The sequence below is a fragment of the Stutzerimonas sp. R40042 genome (assembly GCF_026642215.1).
Classification (GTDB): Bacteria; Pseudomonadota; Gammaproteobacteria; order Pseudomonadales; family Pseudomonadaceae; genus Stutzerimonas; species Stutzerimonas frequens.
In genome coordinates this window covers 913,060-930,493 of sequence record NZ_CP113258.1, presented here as the reverse complement: position 1 = coordinate 930,493, position 17,434 = coordinate 913,060, and the positions used below count along the sequence as shown (strand labels likewise).

Sequence of the window (17,434 nt, the reverse complement as noted above, 5' to 3'; positions counted from 1 at the left end):
GCTCAGTCCTCCCACAGCTGGACGGTCTTGATGATGTCGCGGCGGTTGGCTTTCCTGGCGCCGAACATGTTGGTGTCCGAGGCGCCCGAGCAGCCGCTGCCGAAGCTGAAGCCGCAACCGGAGCGCTCGGCGAAGGCATCGCTCATGGCCTCTTCGCGGTGCGCGGTCGGGATCACGTAGCGGTCCTCGTAGTTGGCGATGGCCAGGTAGCGGTACATGTCCTCCACCTGGGCCACCGACAGGCCGACGCTCTCCAGCACCTTGAGGTCCTGCACGCCATCGACCTGCTCGGCGCGCTTGTAGGCACGCATGGCGAGCATGCGCTTGAGCGCCAGCTTGACCGGCTCCTCGTCGCCTGCGGTGAGCAGGTTGGCCAGATAGCGCAGCGGGATGCGCAGGCTGTCGACGTCCGGCAGCACGCCGTCCATGCTGACGTGACCGGCGCTGGCGGCGTTCTGGATCGGCGACAGCGGCGGCACGTACCAGACCATAGGCAGCGTGCGGTATTCCGGGTGCAGCGGCAGGGCCAGCTTCCAGTCCACCGCCATCTTGTATACCGGCGACTTCTGCGCGGCTTCGATCACCGACATCGGAACGCCGTCGTTGAGCGCCTGCTCGATGACCTTCGGGTCGAACGGATCGAGGAAGATCTCCAGCTGCTTGGCGTACAGGTCCTGCTCGTTGACGGTGCTGGCCACTTCATGGATGCGGTCGGCGTCGTACAGCAGCACGCCGAGGTAGCGGATGCGGCCCACGCAGGTCTCGGCACAGACGGTCGGCATGCCGGCCTCGATGCGCGGGAAGCAGAAGATGCACTTCTCGGATTTGCCGCTCTTCCAGTTGAAGTAGATTTTCTTGTACGGGCAGCCGCTGATGCACATGCGCCAGCCGCGGCACTTCTCCTGGTCGATGAGGACGATGCCATCCTCCTCGCGCTTGTAGATCGCACCGCTCGGGCAGGACGCGGCGCAGGCCGGGTTAAGGCAGTGCTCGCACAGGCGCGGCAGGTACATCATGAAGGTATTTTCGTACTGGCCGTAGATGTCGGCCTGCACCTTGTCGAAGTTCTTGTCCTTGCGGCGCTTGGCGAACTCGGTACCGAGAATCTCCTCCCAGTTCGGGCCCCACTCGATCTTCTCCATGCGCTGACCGGAGATCAGCGAGCGCGGACGCGCCACCGGCTGATGCTCGGAGATCGGCGCGGTGTGCAGGTTCTGGTAGTCGAAGTCGAACGGCTCGTAGTAGTCGTCGATCGTCGGCAGGTCCGGGTTGGCGAAGATGTTCGCCAGCACGCGGAACTTGCCGCCGATTTTCGGGTTGATGGTGCCGTCGCCGTTGCGCACCCAGCCGCCCTTCCACTTGTCCTGGTTTTCCCACTCCTTCGGGTAGCCGATGCCGGGCTTGGTCTCGACGTTGTTGAACCAGGCGTATTCCATGCCTTCGCGGCTGGTCCAGACGTTCTTGCAGGTGATCGAGCAGGTGTGGCAGCCGATGCACTTGTCCAGGTTCAGGACCATGCCTACTTGTGAACGAATCTTCATGGCCTTATTCCTCAGATGTCTTGCGGCAGGGGTTGCGGCAGCTCATGCCCATTCGGGCCATCGAGCCAGTCGACCTTGTTCATCTTGCGCACTACGACGAACTCGTCGCGGTTGCAACCCACGGTGCCGTAGTAGTTGAAGCCGTACGCCTGCTGGGCGTAGCCGCCGATCATGTGGGTGGGCTTGAGCACCACGCGGGTCACCGAGTTGTGGTGGCCGCCGCGGGTCTTGGTGCTCTCGGCGCCCGGCACGTTCACGATGCGTTCCTGGGCGTGGTACATCATCACCATGCCTTCCATCACGCGCTGGCTGACCACCGCGCGGGCGGTCAGGGCGCCGTTGGCGTTGAAGCACTCGATCCAGTCGTTGTCCTCGATGCCGGCCTTCTTGGCGTCGATTTCGCTCATCCACACGATCGGGCCGCCACGGCTCAAGGTGAGCATGATCAGGTTGTCCGAGTAGGTGCTGTGGATGCCCCACTTCTGGTGCGGGGTGATCCAGTTCAGGACGATCTCGGGGTTGCCGTTGCTCTTCTTGCCCTTCACATAGTCGACGGTGCGGGTGTTGATCGGCGGCCGGTAGCTCATCAGCTGCTCGCCGAAGGCCTGCATCCAGGGGTGATCCTGGAAGAACTGCTGGCGTCCGGTGATGGTGCGCCACGGGATCAGCTCGTGAACGTTGGTGTAGCCGGCGTTGTACGACACATGCTCGTCTTCCAGACCCGACCAGGTCGGGCTGGAGATGATCTTGCGTGGCTGCGCCTGGATGTCACGGAAGCGGATCGCCTCGTGCTCCTTGGGCAGCGCCAGGTGGCTGTGATCGCGGCCGGTGAATTCCGACAGCGCGGCCCAGGCCTTCACGGCGACATGGCCATTGGTTTCCGGTGCCAGGCTGAGGATGACCTCGGCAGCATCGATGGCCGACTCGATCTGCGGACGCCCTTGGCTGACGCCCTCGTCGCGCACCTTGTAGTTCAGCTCGCCGAGGAAATCGACCTCGTGCTGGGTGTTCCAGTTGATGCCCTTGCCGCCGTTGCCGAGCTTGTCCAGCAGCGGGCCGAGGGAGGTGAACTTCTTGTAGGTGTTCGGGTAGTCGCGCTCGACCACCGCCATGTTCGGGCAGTTCTTGCCCGGCTGCGGATCGACGCCAGCGGTCTTCCAGTCGGTACCGCCGAACGGCTGCGCCAGTTCGCCGGGGCTGTCGTGCAGGAGCGGCACGGTGACCAGGTCCTTCTCCACGCCCAGCTGACCTTCGGCCATCTTCGAGAAGGCCTTGGCGATGCCCTTGTAGATCTCCCAGTCGGAACGCGCTTCCCAGGCCGGATCGATGGCTGCCGACAGCGGGTGGATGAAGGGGTGCATGTCCGAGGTGTTCATGTCGTCCTTCTCGTACCAGGTCGCGGTCGGCAGAACGATGTCGGAGTACACGCAGGTCGAGGACATGCGGAAGTCGAGGGTGGTGACCAGATCGAGCTTGCCGATGGCGCCCTCGTCCTGCCATTCGGCCTCGGTCGGCTTGAAGCCGTCGCGCTTGCCGAGGTCTTCGTTCATCACGCCGTTCTTGGTGCCCAGGAGGTACTTGAGCATGTACTCGTGGCCCTTGCCCGAACTGCCCAGGAGGTTGGAGCGCCAGACGAACATGTTGCGCGGGAAGTTATCCGGATTGTCCGGCTGTTCGCAGGCGAACTTCAGTGAGCCGTCCTTCAGCGACTGGGTGACGTAGTCGACCGGCGACATGCCGGCAGCTTCGGCGTCACGGCAGATCTGCAGCGGGTTGCGGTTGAGCTGCGGTGCGCTCGGCAGCCAGCCGGCGCGTTCGGCGCGGATGTTGTAGTCGAGCATGTGCTCGGGGAACTGAGACTTGTCGGCCAGCGGCGAGAGCACCTCGTGGATGCTCATCTTCTCGTGGCGCCACTGCGAGCTGTGGTTGTAGAAGAAGCTGGTGCCGTTCATCTGGCGCGGCGGACGGCTCCAGTCGAGGCCGAAGGCCAGCGGCAGCCAGCCGCACTGCGGACGCAGCTTCTCCTGACCCACGTAGTGCGCCCAGCCACCACCGGTCTGACCGACGCAACCGCACAACATCAGCATGTTGATCAGGCCGCGGTAGTTCATGTCCATGTGGTACCAGTGGTTCATCGCCGCACCGACGATGATCATCGACCGACCATGGGTCTTGTCGGCGTTGTCGGCGAATTCACGGGCGATCTGGATCGCCTTCTCGCGGGACACGCCAGTGATGACTTCTTGCCAGGCCGGGGTGCCGGGCACGCTGGCGTCGTCGTAGCTGGAAGCGACGTTGCCGCCACCCAGACCACGGTCGATACCAAGGTTGGCAGCCATCAGGTCGAACACGGTGGCGACCTTGGTGGTGCTGCCGTCGGCCAGGGTGATGGTGCGGACCGGCACGCGGCGCAGCTGGATGCTTTCGCCTTCGGCGTGCTGGAAGTGCTCGTGGAGAATGCCGCCAAAGTACGGGAAGGCGACCTCGGCCGTCTCGCCGCCATCGATCTGGGTCAGGGAGAGGTCGACATCACGACCGTCCTTGCCTTCGCGGGCTTCGATGTTCCACTTGCCCTTCTCACCCCAGCGGTAGCCGATCGAACCCAGCGGCGAAACCAGCTCGCCGGTGCTGCCGTCGACGGCGATGGTCTTCCACTCGGGATTGTTTTCCTGACCGAGGTTGTCGGCCAGGTCCGAGGCGCGCAGGAAGCGGTCGGCGATGTAGCTGCCGTCCTTCTCGTTCAGGCGCACCAGCACCGGCAGGTCGGTGTAGCGCTTGGCGTAGTCGCGGAAGTACTCGCTCGGCTTCTCGAGGTGGAATTCCTTGAAGATGACGTGGGCGAAGGCTTGCGCCAGCGCGGCGTCGGTGCCCTGCTTCGGGTTGAGCCAGAGGTCGGTGAGCTTGGCGACTTCGGCGTAGTCCGGGGTGATGGCGACGGTCTTGGTGCCCTTGTAGCGGACCTCGGTGAAGAAGTGAGCGTCCGGCGTACGGGTCTGCGGGACGTTGGAGCCCCAGGCGATGATGTAGTTGGAGTTGTACCAGTCGGCCGATTCCGGCACGTCGGTCTGCTCGCCCCAGATCTGCGGCGAGGCCGGCGGCAGGTCGCAGTACCAGTCGTAGAACGACAGGCACACGCCGCCGATCAGCGACAGGTAACGGCTACCAGCCGCGTAGGAAACCATGGACATGGCCGGGATCGGCGAGAAGCCGATGACGCGGTCCGGACCGTACTGCTTGACGGTGTAGACGTTGGCCGCGGCGATGATCTCGTTGACTTCGTCCCAGCTGGAACGGATGAAGCCGCCCATGCCGCGCTTGCTCTTGTAGGACTCGGCCTTGGCCTTGTCCTCGACGATGCTGGCCCAGGCGTCCACCGGGGTCATGTTGCGCCGCGCTTCACGCCAGAGTTTCAGCAGCGGCTTGCGCACCTTCGGGTACTTCAGGCGGTTGGCGCTGTAGATGTACCAGCTGTAGCTGGCACCGCGCGGGCAGCCGCGTGGCTCGTGGTTGGGCAGGTCGTTGCGGGTGCGCGGGTAGTCGGTCTGCTGGGTTTCCCAGGTGATCAGGCCGTTCTTCACGTAGATCTTCCAGGAGCAGGAACCGGTGCAGTTCACGCCGTGGGTCGAGCGCACGATCTTGTCGTACTGCCAGCGCGAGCGGTAGACGTTCTCCCAGTCGCGGGATTCGATACGGGTTTCGCCATGACCATCGGCGAACTCGCCTTGCTTCCTGTTGAAGAAGCGCAGTTGATCGAGCAAGTGGCTCATTGGTTTCTCTCCTCACTCCGGTTGCGAACCACTGGCCCGACCGGTCGGCTTATCAATCTCGGCTTGCGCCAGCCGGGGTGGCTGGCGCATTCGTTCGGTGAAATTTCAGGACGCGAGCTTCTGGCGGGCCTCCAGCTCGCGGTCGACGCTGGACACGTAGTACTCGTCGGAGAACGCGCCCTCGGGCTCCTTCAGCCAGAGCAGGCAGAGCCCAAAGCTGACGAAGGCACCGGCGGCGATCACCATGAAGAACTGCGAGGGGGTCACGAAGGTGTAGAGGGTCAGGTAGCAGACGGCGCCGACGTTGCCGTAGGCCCCGGCCATGCCGGAGATCTGCCCGGTGACGCGGCGCTTGATCGAGGGGATGATCCCGAAGGTCGCACCCTCGGCGCCCTGGACGAACATCGAGCAGGCCACGGTAATCGCGACAGCGACGATCAGCGGCCAGGCGGCGTTCATCAGCCCCATCAGGAAGAAGCCGACGGCGATGCCGAGCATGTAGGCGAGCATGACGAAGCGGCGGTTGCCGAAGCGGTCGGAGACCAGCCCGCCCATCGGCCGCGCCACCAGGTTCACGAAGGCGAAGGAGGCGGCGATGATGCCGGCGGTGGTCGGCGTCAGCCCCCAGGTCTGCTCGAAGAACATCGGCAGCATCGAGACCACCGCCAGCTCCGCGCCGAAGTTGGCGAAGTAGGTGGAGTTCAGCGCGGCCACGGTGTTGAAGGGGTACTTGTCGTCTTCCGGCACGCCCTTTTTCAGGATCGGCACGTTGACCCGCAGGATCTGCACGATCTGGAAGACCACCACCAGCGCGATCACCGCGTAGCTGATCAGCGCGCCGGTGGAACCCAGGTAGCCCAGCTTCTCGATGCGCCAGACCAGGATGCCGAGCACGCCGACCATAGGGATGGTCCAGATGATCAGCTTGATCATGTCGGCCCAGGTGCTGACTTCCAGCGCGCTGGCCTTGTGCGGCTTGCGGTGCACGGTGCCGGCCGGGCCGTCGGTAAGGGCGAACCAGTAGTACACCCCGTAGACGGCCATGATGATCGCCGAGCTGGCGATCGCCCAGCGCCAGCCTTCCGGACCGCCGAAGGCATGGATGGCGATGGCCGGCAGGCTCATGGCGGCGGCGGCGGAACCGAAGTTGCCCCAGCCGGCGTAGAAACCCTCGGCGAAACCGATGTCCTTGGGCTTGAACCACATGGCGGTCATGTGGATGCCGACCACGAAGCTGGCGCCGATGGAGCTGAGGATCAGCCGCGAGACCAGCAGCTGGGTGCGGCTGTCACCAAAGGCGAAGAACAGCGCCGGCGCGGCCATCACCACCAGCAGCACCGAAAACACCCGGCGCGGGCCCCAGTTGTCGAGCGCCATGCCGACCAGGATGCGCGCCGGAATGGTCAGCGCCACGTTGGCGATGGCGAACAGCTTGAGGTCTTCGGGCGTCAGCCAGTTCACGCTCTTCAGCATGCTCGAGGCCAGCGGCGCCATGCCGAACCAGACGAAGAAACAGATGTAGAAGGCGATCCAGGTCAGGTGCAGGGCCCGGATCTCGGGGCGCTTCCATTCGAACAGCGTAGAAACTCTCATGATGAGCTCCTCACTCAGGGACAGGCTTGGATCAGGACCGGGCAAGGCGCCCGGCGGGCCAGGAAGGCGCTGACGCTGCCGAAGGTCATGTAGTCGAGCTCGTCGACCAGCAGATTCAGCGAGCGGGAGATGAAGCCGCCGTCCGGTTCGTTGGAGTGCCGCGCGATGACCAGCAGGTCCGGCTTCTTGTGCTCGGCCGCCTTGAGGATCATCTTGCGGGCGTCGCCTTCGGCGAGGATCACGTCGACGTCCAGGCCGAAGGCGCTGACCTTGGCCGCAGCCTCCTGCAGGAAGGCCTGAAATTCGCGACGCTCGCGCTCGTACAGCTCGACCGCCGAGTCGCTGGTGTCGCGGGTTTCTTCCACCACGCCGATCAACATGATCAGCGGCTTGAGCGGGCCGAACATCTCGAGGGTGGCGTCCAGGGCTTTCCTGGCGTTACGCGAGTTGTCGTAGGCAATCATGATTTTCATGGCGGCTCTCCGGACTCAGGGGTTCTTCACATAGGCGTTGGGACGCAGGTAGAACCACCAGTTGAGGATCAGGCACAGCGCGTAGAACACCGCGAAGCCATACATCGCCACCTCGGGAGTACCAGCCTTGACCTGCTCGCCGATCACGATCGGAGCGACGAAGGAGCCGTAGGCGGCGACGGCGGAGGTCCAGCCGAGTACCGGGCCGGCCTTCTCGCGGTCGTAGATCACGCCGATGGTGCGGAAGGTCGAGCCGTTGCCGATGCCGCTGGCCGCGAACAGCACCAGGAACAGCACCAGGAAGAGGAAGAAGTACTCCTCCGGCTGGGGCGAAACGTAGGCCTGGTGCATCACGTAGCCGGCGGCGACCGAGGCGATGACCATGACCACCGAGATCACCTGGGTGACGATGGAGCCGCCGACCTTGTCGGAGATCCAGCCGCCCAGCGGACGGATCAGCGCGCCGATGAAGGGTCCGATCCAGGCGTAGGTCAGTGCGCTCGGTGCGTTGGGGTTGGCGATGCGAGTGACGGTGCCGTCGGCCGCCACATCGTTGACGAAGCCGAAAATCACCGTGATCGACAGCGGCAGTGCCATGGAGAAGCCGATGAACGAGCCGAAGGTCAGGATGTACAGCACGCTCATCGACCAGGTGTGCTTGTCACGGAAGATGGTGAACTGGCGCTTGATGTTCGGGCTGATGCTGCCCGGCAGCAGGCGCAGCATGCCCAGCGTCGCGCCGATGGTCAGCAGCATCACGCCCCACATGTTCAGCACACCAAGGCCGGTCGGCGCAGGCAGGTAGAGGTACAGGCCGATAGCGGCGGCGATGAAGGCCACCGCATAGAGGCCGAGGATCTTGCCGAAGGCATTCAGCGGGTAGCCCGGCGTCGGCGAGATGACCAGCAGGTTGTTCATGCCGAACCAGCCGGCGAAGGCCAGCGGCACAAGGAACAGCAGCCAGACCCAGCCGGCGTTCTGAATCCAGGTGTCGGTGCCGGCGGAGATCTTGCCGATCAGCGTGCCGCTGTCCTTGATCAGCTCCATCGGCGCGCCAGCCGCCGCACCGAACACGCCGGCAGTCATCACCAGCGGGATGAGGATCTGCATGGTGGTCACGCCGAAGTTACCCAGGCCCGCATTGAGGCCCAGCGCCAGACCCTGCTGGTTCTTCGGGAAGAACGTGCTGATGTTGCTCATCGAGCAGGCGAAGTTGCCGCCGCCGATGCCGGAGAGAAAGGCCAGCAGCTGGAATACCCACAGCGGGGTGTCCTGGCTCTGCAGGGCAATGCCGGCGCCGGCTGCGGGAATCATCAGCAGCGCGGTGGTGAGGAAGATGGTGTTGCGCCCACCCGCGATGCGGATCATGAACGACGCCGGAATGCGCAAGGTGGCGCCGGTGAGACCGGCGATGGCGGTCAGGGTGAACAGCTCGGCAGGCGCGAACGGAAAGCCGAGGTTGAGCATCTGCACCGTGACGATGCCCCACATCAGCCAGATGGCGAAGCCCATCAGCAGACTCGGGATGGAGATCCAGAGGTTGCGATTGGCGACCCGCTTGCCAGTGGTGTCCCAGAAGACCTGGTCCTCCACGTCCCACTTTTCGATATTGCTCATGGTCGATCCTCTTGGCGCCAGGGCCCCACTTGCAAACGAAGCGGGACCACGAATGGCTCGCACGCTAAGGGCGAGGGATCGATCCGAAGTTGACTCAGGTCAACACGCACCTGCTGGCATTTTGCTCAGCGGCACCTTTCTACCTCCGACGGGGTACTCCTGTTTTTCGAAAATTAATTCTTATATATCAGGTAGTTACTGAAAAACGCCGCAGGCGATGGAACGACCTTAATCGGCCCGGAATGCATTGGGAGTACATCCACGACCATGGCCAGCAGAAGCCGCTGCGCGCAGAATGCGGCATCACCGTCTGACGATCCGACCATGCCTCAACTCGACCGCGACCAGCTCTCCACCCGCCACTCCATCGTTTTCAATACGCTGGTGGCGTTCGTCGTGATCATCGGCTTTTCCCTGGTCAGCATGCTGGCCAGCCTCTATCTGGCCGATGCGCTGGAAGGCGATGCCGAGGCCATCAACCAGGCCGGCAGCCTGCGCATGCAGGCCTACCGGTTGTCGTTCACCGCGGAGCAGGGTCCGGAAGCGGCACTGGAGGCACGCATCGACAGCCTCGAACGGATCCTGCGCTCCGCCTCGCTGCGCTCGGCCCTGCATCGCCATGGCAACACCGAGCTGCCGGCCCTGCACGCCGGTGTGCTGCGACACTGGCAGGAACGCATGCGTCCGCTGCTCGACGCACAGCCGCCGCAGCTGGAGGACTATCGCCGGGAGGTACCGGAGTTCGTCAGCGAGCTGGACGTCTTCGTGCGCTCCCTGCAGGAAGCCTCCGAAGGCAAGCTTGGCGTCATCCGTGCCCTGCAGGCGGGGACGCTGTTCGTCATCGTGCTGATCGCCTTCGTGCTGATCTACGGCCTGCACAACAACCTGGCCACGCCGCTGCGCAGCCTGACCAAGCTGGCGCGCGACATCGGCAAGGGTGACTTCAGCGGCGAGGTACAGATCCCCGGCGAAACCGAGCTGAGCCTGCTGGCACGCACCCTCAACCAGATGAGCAAGGAGCTGGCCAGCCTCTATGCCGACATGGAGCAGAAGGTCGACGACAAGACCGCCGCCCTCACCCGCAGCAACGCCACGCTGCAGCTGCTGTTCAACAGCGCGCGCATGCTCTACAGCCAGCCGGACGATCCTTCGCAGATGATGGGCTCGCTGCTCGCCAAGATGCAGCAGATCCTCGGCACCGGGCCGATCTCGCTGTGCCTGAACCGCTCGGCCGAAGCCGGCAGCCATACCGCCATGACATCCCGCGATCTGCGCCCGCCGGAATACTGCAAGCTGCCGCAATGCGGGACCTGTCTGGTCAACCAGACCGGTCGCCTGCCCAGCGGCGAGGAGCTGATGTCCTTCGAATTGCGCTCTGGCCAGGATGACCTCGGCTCGCTGCGCGTCGCCCACCCGCCGGGCCAGCCACTGGAAGCCTGGCAGACCCTGCTGCTGACCACCCTCGCTGACCTCTTCGCTGCCTCCCTGAGCCTGGCGCAGCTGGGCCAGAAGCAGGCGCGCCTGGCGCTGATGGAGGAACGCGCGGTCATCGCCCGCGAGCTGCACGACTCGCTGGCCCAGGCGCTCTCGGCGCAGAAGCTGCAGTTGGCGCGGCTCAAGCGGCTGATGCTCAAAGACAGCAGTCCGGCCCAGCTGGACGACAGCGTGCAGCAGATCGACCAGGGGCTCAATGCAGCCTACCGCCAGCTGCGCGAGCTGCTCACCACCTTCCGTATCAAGGTCAACGAGCCGGGGCTGAAACCCGCCCTGCAGGCCACCATCGAGGAGTTCAGCGCCAACTCCGGGCTGCTGATCGAGCACGACTATCAGCTCGACCACTGCCCGCTGACGCCCAACGAGGAGGTGCATTGCCTGCAGATCATCCGCGAAGCCTTGAGCAACGTCGTCAAGCATGCCGAGGCCGAGCATTGCTGGCTGCGCCTGACCCAGGATGACAGCGGCACCATCCACGTCAGGATCGAGGACGATGGCATCGGCATTGAACCCGAAGGCCAACGCGCCGGGCACTATGGCCTGATCATCCTGCAGGAGCGTGCCAGCAGCCTGAACGGCAGGATCAGCATCGATCTGCGCCCCGGCGGTGGCACCCTCGTGCATCTGGCGTTTCCACCCGTCTATCGCAACATTCCCGTGAAACAGGAGCCTGTCACGCATGAACGAAGGAACTACCACACGAATCTTGCTGGTGGACGACCATCCCATGATGCGTCGGGGCCTACGTGACCTGCTGGACCTGGAAGACGACCTGGAAACGGTCGGCGAGGCAGGCAACGGCGAAGACGCCATCCGCCTGGCCCAGGAAGTGGAGCCGGACCTGATCCTGATGGACCTGAACATGCCGGGTATCGACGGCCTGGAGACCACTCGGCGCATGCGCGACGCGGATATCGACGCGCGGATCATCATGTTCACCGTTTCCGACGAACAGGGCCACGTGCTCGAGGCGCTGCGCAACGGCGCCGACGGCTACCTGCTCAAGGACATGGATGCCGAACAGTTGATCGAGCAGATCCGCATCGCCGCCACCGGGCGCATGGCCCTGAGCCCGGAGCTGACCCAGGTGCTCGCCGAAGCCATCCGGGTACGCCCCAAGCCCAGCGGGCAGGTGCAGTTCTCCAGCCTGACCAAGCGTGAGAAGGAAGTATTGCGGCAGATCGCCAAGGGCCAGAGCAACAAGATGATCGCCCGCAAGCTCGGCATCACCGAGGGCACGGTCAAGGTCCATGTGAAGAACCTGCTGCACAAGCTGGGCCTGCGCTCGCGGGTCGAAGCGGCGGTCTGGGTGCTGGAGAACGAAGCGAAGGGCTGATCGTGCCGACTGCGTTTCTGTGCGCTGTCACGCATCTCCTGATAACGCTCCCCAGCCCTTGACGATCATCAATGCCAACGCGGTGAAGCGCTCTATCGTCTCGTCCTCGTCGAACTGACCAGCCGGTCAGCATCGCGCCCGACCGGATGTAAGGAGCGCTCCATGTTCAAGATCCTGCTGCCCACTTCCCTGCTGCTCGGCCTGCTGGCCGCCAGCTCGCCCTGCCTGGCCGCCATCAGCGACGCCGAGGCGGTCAACCGCGCCGGCATGCAGCGCATGCTCAGCCAGCGCATCGCCAAGAATTACCTGATGATCGGCAGCGAAACCCGTGTCGACCTCGCCGCCAGCCAGCTCGACAGCAGCATCGCCAGCATCGAGGAAAACACCCAACTGCTGGATGAATACGCGCCCAGCGACGGCGTGCGCAAGGCGCTGCGGGAGGCCACCCAGACCTGGACCGAGTATCGCCAGCTCGCCCTGGGCCGGCCGGATCGCGAACAGTCGGCGGAACTGCTGCGCCTGGCCGAACGCTTCCTCGCCCAGAGCGAAACCCTGGTCCAGACCATCGAGCGGCACAGCGGCAGCCAGGCGGCGCAACTGGTCAACCGCAGCGGTCGCCAGCGCATGCTCAGCCAGCGCATCGCGATGCTTTACCTGGCGATGGCCTGGAAACTGCCGGATCCGCGCCTGCGCAGCGACTTCGATGCGGCGGTCAGCGAGTTCGAACGCGGCCAGGCGGAACTGCAGAAGGCGCCGCAGAACACCGAAGAGATCCGCCGTCAGCTCGAGCAGATCGACACCCAGTGGCGCTTCGCCCGGGCCGGGTTCAGCCTGGCGGATGACTCGCGCTTCGTGCCTACGGTGATCGTCACCACCAGCGATTCGCTGCTGCGCAAGATCGAGCAACTGACCCTCGACTACGAACGCCTGGCCGGTGGCGCACGCTGAGCACCGGCCGCCACCGGCTGCCTAGAAAGAGGTATGGCTTAGGGACAATGGGATAGAGGCATCTTGCAACCTAGCATGCCCACATCGAAAGGAAGGGGATGGCCATGCTGACAGGCTCCACCGTGCTCAACACATTGCGCCGTCATCATCTGTTCCGAGGCCTGAGCGAGACATCGCTGCACGCCATCGCCTCGCATACCACGGCCAAGCGCCTGCTCGCCGGATGCACGCTGTTCCACCAAGGCGATGCGGCCGAGCATTTCCATCTGCTGATCAGCGGTCAGGTCAAACTGCACCGGGTCACCAGCGATGGCCAGGAAAAGGTGATCGAGGTGATCCGGCCCGGCGAGGCCTTCGCCGAAACCATGCTGTTCGACAAGCTGCCCGAACATCCGCTGAGCGCCACCACACTCAAGGAGAGTCTGGTGCTCAACGTGCAGAACAGCCACTACCTGCGCCTGCTGGAGAATCAGCCGCAGCTGTGCATGCAGCTGCTCAGCAGTCTGAGCGCCCGGCTCAACCAGCGCCTGCATCAGATCGACAACCTGACCTCATCCAATGTCTGCCAGCGCGTGGTGCGCTATCTGTTCCAGGAGCTGCAGGCTGCGCACAGCGACGTCATCGATCTGGACCTGCCCAAGCGCCTGATCGCGTCGCAGCTCGGCATCCAGCCGGAAACCCTCTCGCGCATCCTGCACCGGCTGACCGACGCGGGCCTGATCGCCGTGCAGCGGCGGCGTATCGAAATACTCGACCAGCACAGCCTCTCGGCCTATCTGGAAGCGGCGGCCTGAACGGGCTCAGTCATCGGGACCGCCGCGCCGAAACGGCTGCGGCGCGACTTCACTGACGGCAGGTTCGACCGGCGGCGGGCCGTCACCGAGCTGAAACGGTTTCGGCGGTTCGCTGACCAGCCTGCGAGTGGCCGGCTCGATGCGCTCGGGTTCCGCCTCGGGACGTTCGCGGATGACCTGCCAGGCGACGCCTGCCAGAACCGCAGCCAGCACCCGGTAGATCAACGAGGCCAGGTCGAAGCCAACCAGTGCGCTGTCATCCAGCAAGAGCGAAACCAGCCTGCCGAGTACCAGCGCCGTCAGGGTCATCATCAGCATCATCAGCGCCGGCCGCGCCCGTTCGGGGGCACGCGCGGCCCAGATCAGGAAGGCCGCCAGGCCCAGCTGCAGACCACCGTAGTAGACCCGCATATGGCTGACAGAGGCCTCTTCCATCAACAGCATGCCGTTCAGGTTGGCCATCTCGTAGGGGCGCAACCAGTAGGCCAGGCTCAGGCAGGCCATCACCAGCGCCTGCGCGAGCAGAACGAAACGGGCAAAACGCATCGAAAACTCTCCTGATGGGTGCGACTCGCTCTTCCGGTTGGCATGGGACTGCCGCGCCGCCCTTTTGTTCTGCGCCCGAGCACACGGCCGGCGGTCCGAACACCACGCCGGCGGTGACAATTGCACACGACTCGCAGCTTGGGGATGGTCGCGAGCCGGCGTATTCTGGGCGCCTCGCTGATTGGAGATGCCCATGCGCCGCCTTCTGCTTCTACCCGTCCTGCTCGCCGGCTTCGCCCAGGCGGCCGACCCCATCGCCATCGACGTCTACCGCGACCCCAACTGCGGCTGCTGCAAGGCGTGGATCGAGCATCTGGAAGACAACGGCTTCGCCGTTGCCGATCATGTGGTCAACGACATGACCTCGGTGAAGATGGAACATGGGATTCCACACCGTCTCGGTTCCTGTCACACCGGCGTGATCGACGGCAAGTTCGTCGAAGGCCACGTACCGGCGGCCGACATCCTCAAGCTGCGCGCGCAACCCGACCTGATCGGTGCCGCCGTTCCGGGCATGCCGGTCGGCTCGCCCGGTATGGAGATGGGCGAGCGCAAGGACGCCTTTCAGGTGATCGGCGTCAGCAAGCAGGGCCAGGAGCGGGTGATCTCCGAGTACCCGGGCAACTGATAGCGCCGGCGCGACCCGAGCCCACACCCGCTGCAGCTTTTTTGCCCGCTCACGGGTCTGAGTGGAAGGCGTTGGCCGCTTCGCTGCGGCCGCGACGCTCCCATCCACCATTTCCGAGGGGCAACTCATGCGCTGGAAACGAGCCCGACGCAGCGACAACGTAGTGGACGCCAGGGGCCGCAGCGGCATGCGCCTGGGCGGCCTGGGTCTGGGCGGCATCGCCATCGTGGTGGTGATCGGCCTGCTCTCCGGCCAGGACCCGCTGCAGATCCTCGGCCAGCTGGCCAACCAGGGCGGGCCTGCAGTCTCCCAGCAAAGCCAGCGCCCGACCGGCGACGATCCACAGGTGGAATTCGTCCGCGCTGTGCTCGGCGACACTGAAGACACCTGGCGCGCGCTGTTCCAGCAGAACGGCGTGCAGTATCGCGACCCGACCCTGGTGCTGTTTCGCGGCGGCGTGAACTCGGCCTGCGGCTTCGCCAGTTCGGCGGTCGGCCCGTTCTATTGCCCCGGCGATCAGCAGGTCTACCTCGACCTGCAGTTCTTCGACGAGATGGCCCAGCGCTTTTCCGCTGCAGGCGACTTCGCCCAGGCCTATGTGATCGCCCATGAGGTCGGTCATCACGTGCAGACCCTGCTTGGCGTTTCCCGGCAGATGCAGACAGCCCGCCAGCGCGGTGCGCAGATGGAAGGCGACAACGGCCTGCTGGTGCGCCAGGAACTGCAGGCCGACTGCTATGCCGGCGTCTGGGCCTATCACGCGCAGCAACGCCACGACTGGCTGGAAGAAGGCGATCTGGAAGAAGCGCTGAACGCCGCCAACGCCATCGGTGATGACAACCTGCAGAAGCGCAGCCAGGGCCGCGTGGTGCCGGATGCCTTTACCCACGGTACCTCGGCGCAGCGGGTGCGCTGGTTCCGCGACGGCTTCGAACATGGCGATCCGGCGCGCTGCGACACCTTCAAGGCGGCACGGCTGTAGGCGCTTCCAGGCGTGCCCCTCGCCTGACGCAGTCAGGGTAGGGGCACGCCTGCGAGGATCGTTGCGATGACTGGTGGGCTGAAGCCCAACCTTCGATGACGTTCCAGCGCCGCTGCCCTCTCCGACACGACACCTGGCGCCCTGCGTAGGGTGGGCTTCAGCCCACCCCCAAGCCCCGTGTAAATAGCCGCGGTGCCGATGCCCGCTCTCAGCCCAGCATGCCGTGTAACGCACGACAATCAGGCGCGTACAGATCGGCCAGTTCCGGCCATTCGTTGTGCGGGACGTTGACCAGCACCCCGCGCGCGCCGGCGGCACGGGCGCATTCCAGGTCGAAGCGGTAATCGCCGACCATCAGCATCGCCTCCGGTGCCACGCCCCAGCGCTCGGCCAGCTGCAGCAGTCCGCCCGGATGCGGCTTGGGCGGCGCCTCGTCGCGACCGAGGATGTCTTCGGCGAGAAAGCAGTCACCCATGCCCACCGCCTGCAGAGTCACCAACGCCAGTTCATGGGCATTGCGGGTCAGCACGCCGAGGCGGCAGCCGCGCTCGCGCAGCGCATGCAGCAGCTCGCGGGCGCCTTCGGCTGGGCGTGCGGCATAGGCCAGTTCGCGTTCGTGCTCCAGCAGCCAGGCACGCTTGGCCGCCGCTTCGTCGGCCGGCAGCGCGGCGAGGTGATGGAGGATGTCGTCCTCCTCGGGAATCTCCAGGGCGCGGCGGATCGCAACGAAATCGTGCACGGCGATGGTCAGGGTGCCGTCCATGTCGAACACCCAGTGCCGTACCTCGGTGATCGTCACATCCAGTCCTCGCGCACGCGGATCAGGCCTTCCTGCGCCACCGAGGCGACCAGTTCGCCCTGTCGGTTGAAGATGCTGCCACGGGCGAAGCCGCGGGCATTGCCGGCCCAGGGGCTGTCGATGGAATAGAGCAGCCAATCATCCATCTTCACTTCACGGTGGAACCAGATGGCGTGATCGAGGCTGGCCAGCTGAATGAACTTGCTCCACGAGCTGACGCCGTGGGGCTGCAACGCGGTGCCGATAAAGCTGAAGTCCGAGGCGTAGGCGAGCAGGTACTTGTGCAGCGCCGGGCTGTCGGGCAGCGAGCCGTCGGCACGGAACCACAGGTGGCGCACCGGCTCGATCGGCTGCGGGTTGGCCGGATCGACCAGGGTGACCGGGCGGATCTCGATGGGCTTGGGTCGGCGCAGCTTCTCCATCACCCGCTCGGGCACCATCGGCGACAGCTTGTGCAGCAGCTCCCACTCGTTGGGCAGGTCGTCCGGCCCGACCACGTCAGGCATCGGCAACTGGTGCTCGTAGCCGCTCTCCTGGGCCTGGAACGAGGCGATGCCGGTGAAGATGGTCTGCCCTTTCTGGATCGCACTGACCCGCCGCGTGGTGAAGCTGCCGCCATCGCGCACGCGATCGACGTCGTACACCACCGGCTGGTGCGAGTCGCCGGGACGCAGGAAGTAACCGTGCAGCGAATGCACATGGCGCTCCGGTGTCACCGTCTGGCTGGCGGCGGAGATCACCTGGCCGAGCACCTGCCCGCCGAACAGCTGGGGAAAGCCGAGGTCCTGGCTGGCGCCGCGGAACAGGTTTTCCTCGATGCGTTCCAGGGTCAGCAGGTTGACCAGGGCGTCGAGTATCTGGGTCATTTCGGCATCCTTGATAAGGGCGGGCGGACAGGCGCGCCATGTTACGTATT

At 64.8% G+C, this 17,434-nt stretch carries 14 protein-coding genes; 6 read left to right on the top strand and 8 right to left on the bottom strand.

Annotated features, from left to right (window positions below):
- Window positions 1-2 precede the first annotated feature (2 nt).
- The 5 genes from narH to OUY36_RS04275 all read right to left on the bottom strand — a co-directional run bounded on the left by narH (window position 3) and on the right by OUY36_RS04275 (window position 8,991).
- The gene (narH, locus tag OUY36_RS04295) at window positions 3-1,541 is read right to left on the bottom strand and encodes a nitrate reductase subunit beta (protein WP_013981798.1); all 1,539 of its coding nucleotides are present in this window, start codon (window positions 1,539-1,541) and stop codon (window positions 3-5) included.
- A gap of 11 nt (window positions 1,542-1,552) precedes the next feature.
- Window positions 1,553-5,308 carry a nitrate reductase subunit alpha gene (locus OUY36_RS04290; RefSeq protein ID WP_267936922.1) on the bottom strand — a complete coding sequence of 1,252 codons (3,756 nt, stop codon included), beginning with the start codon at window positions 5,306-5,308 and terminating at the stop codon, window positions 1,553-1,555.
- A gap of 105 nt (window positions 5,309-5,413) precedes the next feature.
- Window positions 5,414-6,901 carry an MFS transporter gene (locus OUY36_RS04285; protein ID WP_267936921.1) on the bottom strand — a complete coding sequence of 496 codons (1,488 nt, stop codon included), beginning with the start codon at window positions 6,899-6,901 and terminating at the stop codon, window positions 5,414-5,416.
- Between the two features lie 14 nt (window positions 6,902-6,915).
- Entirely contained in the window at window positions 6,916-7,374 is a 459-nt protein-coding gene (locus tag OUY36_RS04280; RefSeq protein WP_110778083.1) for a universal stress protein, read from the bottom strand.
- A 15-nt stretch (window positions 7,375-7,389) separates the two neighbouring features.
- Window positions 7,390-8,991, bottom strand: coding sequence for a NarK/NasA family nitrate transporter (locus OUY36_RS04275; RefSeq protein ID WP_110778084.1), 1,602 nt, complete (start codon window positions 8,989-8,991; stop codon window positions 7,390-7,392).
- Window positions 8,992-9,258: 267 nt separating this feature from the next.
- On the opposite strand from OUY36_RS04275, the gene OUY36_RS04270 reads away from it, so the two are divergent.
- From OUY36_RS04270 to OUY36_RS04255, 4 genes are all read left to right on the top strand, one after another.
- A complete protein-coding gene (locus tag OUY36_RS04270; protein ID WP_267936918.1) occupies window positions 9,259-11,235 on the top strand; it encodes a histidine kinase in 1,977 nt (658 codons plus the stop codon).
- Window positions 11,213-11,821: a two-component system response regulator NarL gene (gene narL / locus OUY36_RS04265; protein WP_230725413.1), complete on the top strand. Its 609-nt coding sequence runs from the start codon at window positions 11,213-11,215 to the stop codon at window positions 11,819-11,821. Before OUY36_RS04270 ends, narL begins: the two co-directional genes overlap by 23 nt.
- Window positions 11,822-11,983: 162 nt before the next feature.
- Window positions 11,984-12,769: a type IV pili methyl-accepting chemotaxis transducer N-terminal domain-containing protein gene (locus tag OUY36_RS04260; RefSeq protein WP_200630132.1), complete on the top strand. Its 786-nt coding sequence runs from the start codon at window positions 11,984-11,986 to the stop codon at window positions 12,767-12,769.
- Window positions 12,770-12,867: 98 nt separating this feature from the next.
- Window positions 12,868-13,563, top strand: coding sequence for a Crp/Fnr family transcriptional regulator (locus OUY36_RS04255; RefSeq protein WP_267936916.1), 696 nt, complete (start codon window positions 12,868-12,870; stop codon window positions 13,561-13,563).
- A gap of 6 nt (window positions 13,564-13,569) precedes the next feature.
- On the opposite strand, the gene OUY36_RS04250 is transcribed toward OUY36_RS04255, so the two are convergent.
- Window positions 13,570-14,109 carry a DUF4345 domain-containing protein gene (locus OUY36_RS04250; protein ID WP_110778088.1) on the bottom strand — a complete coding sequence of 180 codons (540 nt, stop codon included), beginning with the start codon at window positions 14,107-14,109 and terminating at the stop codon, window positions 13,570-13,572.
- 193 nt (window positions 14,110-14,302) lie between these two features.
- On the opposite strand from OUY36_RS04250, the gene OUY36_RS04245 reads away from it, so the two are divergent.
- Together OUY36_RS04245 and ypfJ are read left to right on the top strand one after the other, a co-directional pair.
- Window positions 14,303-14,737, top strand: a complete 435-nt coding sequence (locus OUY36_RS04245; RefSeq protein WP_125869424.1) for a DUF411 domain-containing protein — start codon at window positions 14,303-14,305, stop codon at window positions 14,735-14,737.
- 127 nt (window positions 14,738-14,864) lie between these two features.
- Complete coding sequence (ypfJ, locus tag OUY36_RS04240; RefSeq protein WP_267936914.1) at window positions 14,865-15,719, top strand: KPN_02809 family neutral zinc metallopeptidase; 855 nt, start codon at window positions 14,865-14,867, stop codon at window positions 15,717-15,719.
- 208 nt (window positions 15,720-15,927) lie between these two features.
- On the opposite strand, the gene OUY36_RS04235 is transcribed toward ypfJ, so the two are convergent.
- Window positions 15,928-16,518 (bottom strand): HAD family hydrolase, encoded by a 591-nt coding sequence (locus OUY36_RS04235; RefSeq protein ID WP_152480846.1) that lies wholly within the window; start codon window positions 16,516-16,518, stop codon window positions 15,928-15,930.
- Window positions 16,515-17,384 (bottom strand): acyl-CoA thioesterase II, encoded by an 870-nt coding sequence (gene tesB / locus OUY36_RS04230; protein WP_102840480.1) that lies wholly within the window; start codon window positions 17,382-17,384, stop codon window positions 16,515-16,517. Before tesB ends, OUY36_RS04235 begins: the two co-directional genes overlap by 4 nt.
- Window positions 17,385-17,434 lie beyond the last annotated feature (50 nt).

Bases quoted from the DNA above. Each gene is read 5' to 3' on its own strand.
- narH (WP_013981798.1), bottom strand. From the start codon at position 1,541: ATGAAGATTCGTTCACAAGTAGGCATGGTCCTGAACCTGGACAAGTGC.
- OUY36_RS04290 (WP_267936922.1), bottom strand. From the start codon at position 5,308: ATGAGCCACTTGCTCGATCAACTGCGCTTCTTCAACAGGAAGCAAGGC.
- OUY36_RS04285 (WP_267936921.1), bottom strand. From the start codon at position 6,901: ATGAGAGTTTCTACGCTGTTCGAATGGAAGCGCCCCGAGATCCGGGCC.
- OUY36_RS04280 (WP_110778083.1), bottom strand. From the start codon at position 7,374: ATGAAAATCATGATTGCCTACGACAACTCGCGTAACGCCAGGAAAGCC.
- OUY36_RS04275 (WP_110778084.1), bottom strand. From the start codon at position 8,991: ATGAGCAATATCGAAAAGTGGGACGTGGAGGACCAGGTCTTCTGGGAC.
- OUY36_RS04270 (WP_267936918.1), top strand. From the start codon at position 9,259: ATGGCCAGCAGAAGCCGCTGCGCGCAGAATGCGGCATCACCGTCTGAC.
- narL (WP_230725413.1), top strand. From the start codon at position 11,213: ATGATGCGTCGGGGCCTACGTGACCTGCTGGACCTGGAAGACGACCTG.
- OUY36_RS04260 (WP_200630132.1), top strand. From the start codon at position 11,984: ATGTTCAAGATCCTGCTGCCCACTTCCCTGCTGCTCGGCCTGCTGGCC.
- OUY36_RS04255 (WP_267936916.1), top strand. From the start codon at position 12,868: ATGGCCATGCTGACAGGCTCCACCGTGCTCAACACATTGCGCCGTCAT.
- OUY36_RS04250 (WP_110778088.1), bottom strand. From the start codon at position 14,109: ATGCGTTTTGCCCGTTTCGTTCTGCTCGCGCAGGCGCTGGTGATGGCC.
- OUY36_RS04245 (WP_125869424.1), top strand. From the start codon at position 14,303: ATGCGCCGCCTTCTGCTTCTACCCGTCCTGCTCGCCGGCTTCGCCCAG.
- ypfJ (WP_267936914.1), top strand. From the start codon at position 14,865: ATGCGCTGGAAACGAGCCCGACGCAGCGACAACGTAGTGGACGCCAGG.
- tesB (WP_102840480.1), bottom strand. From the start codon at position 17,384: ATGACCCAGATACTCGACGCCCTGGTCAACCTGCTGACCCTGGAACGC.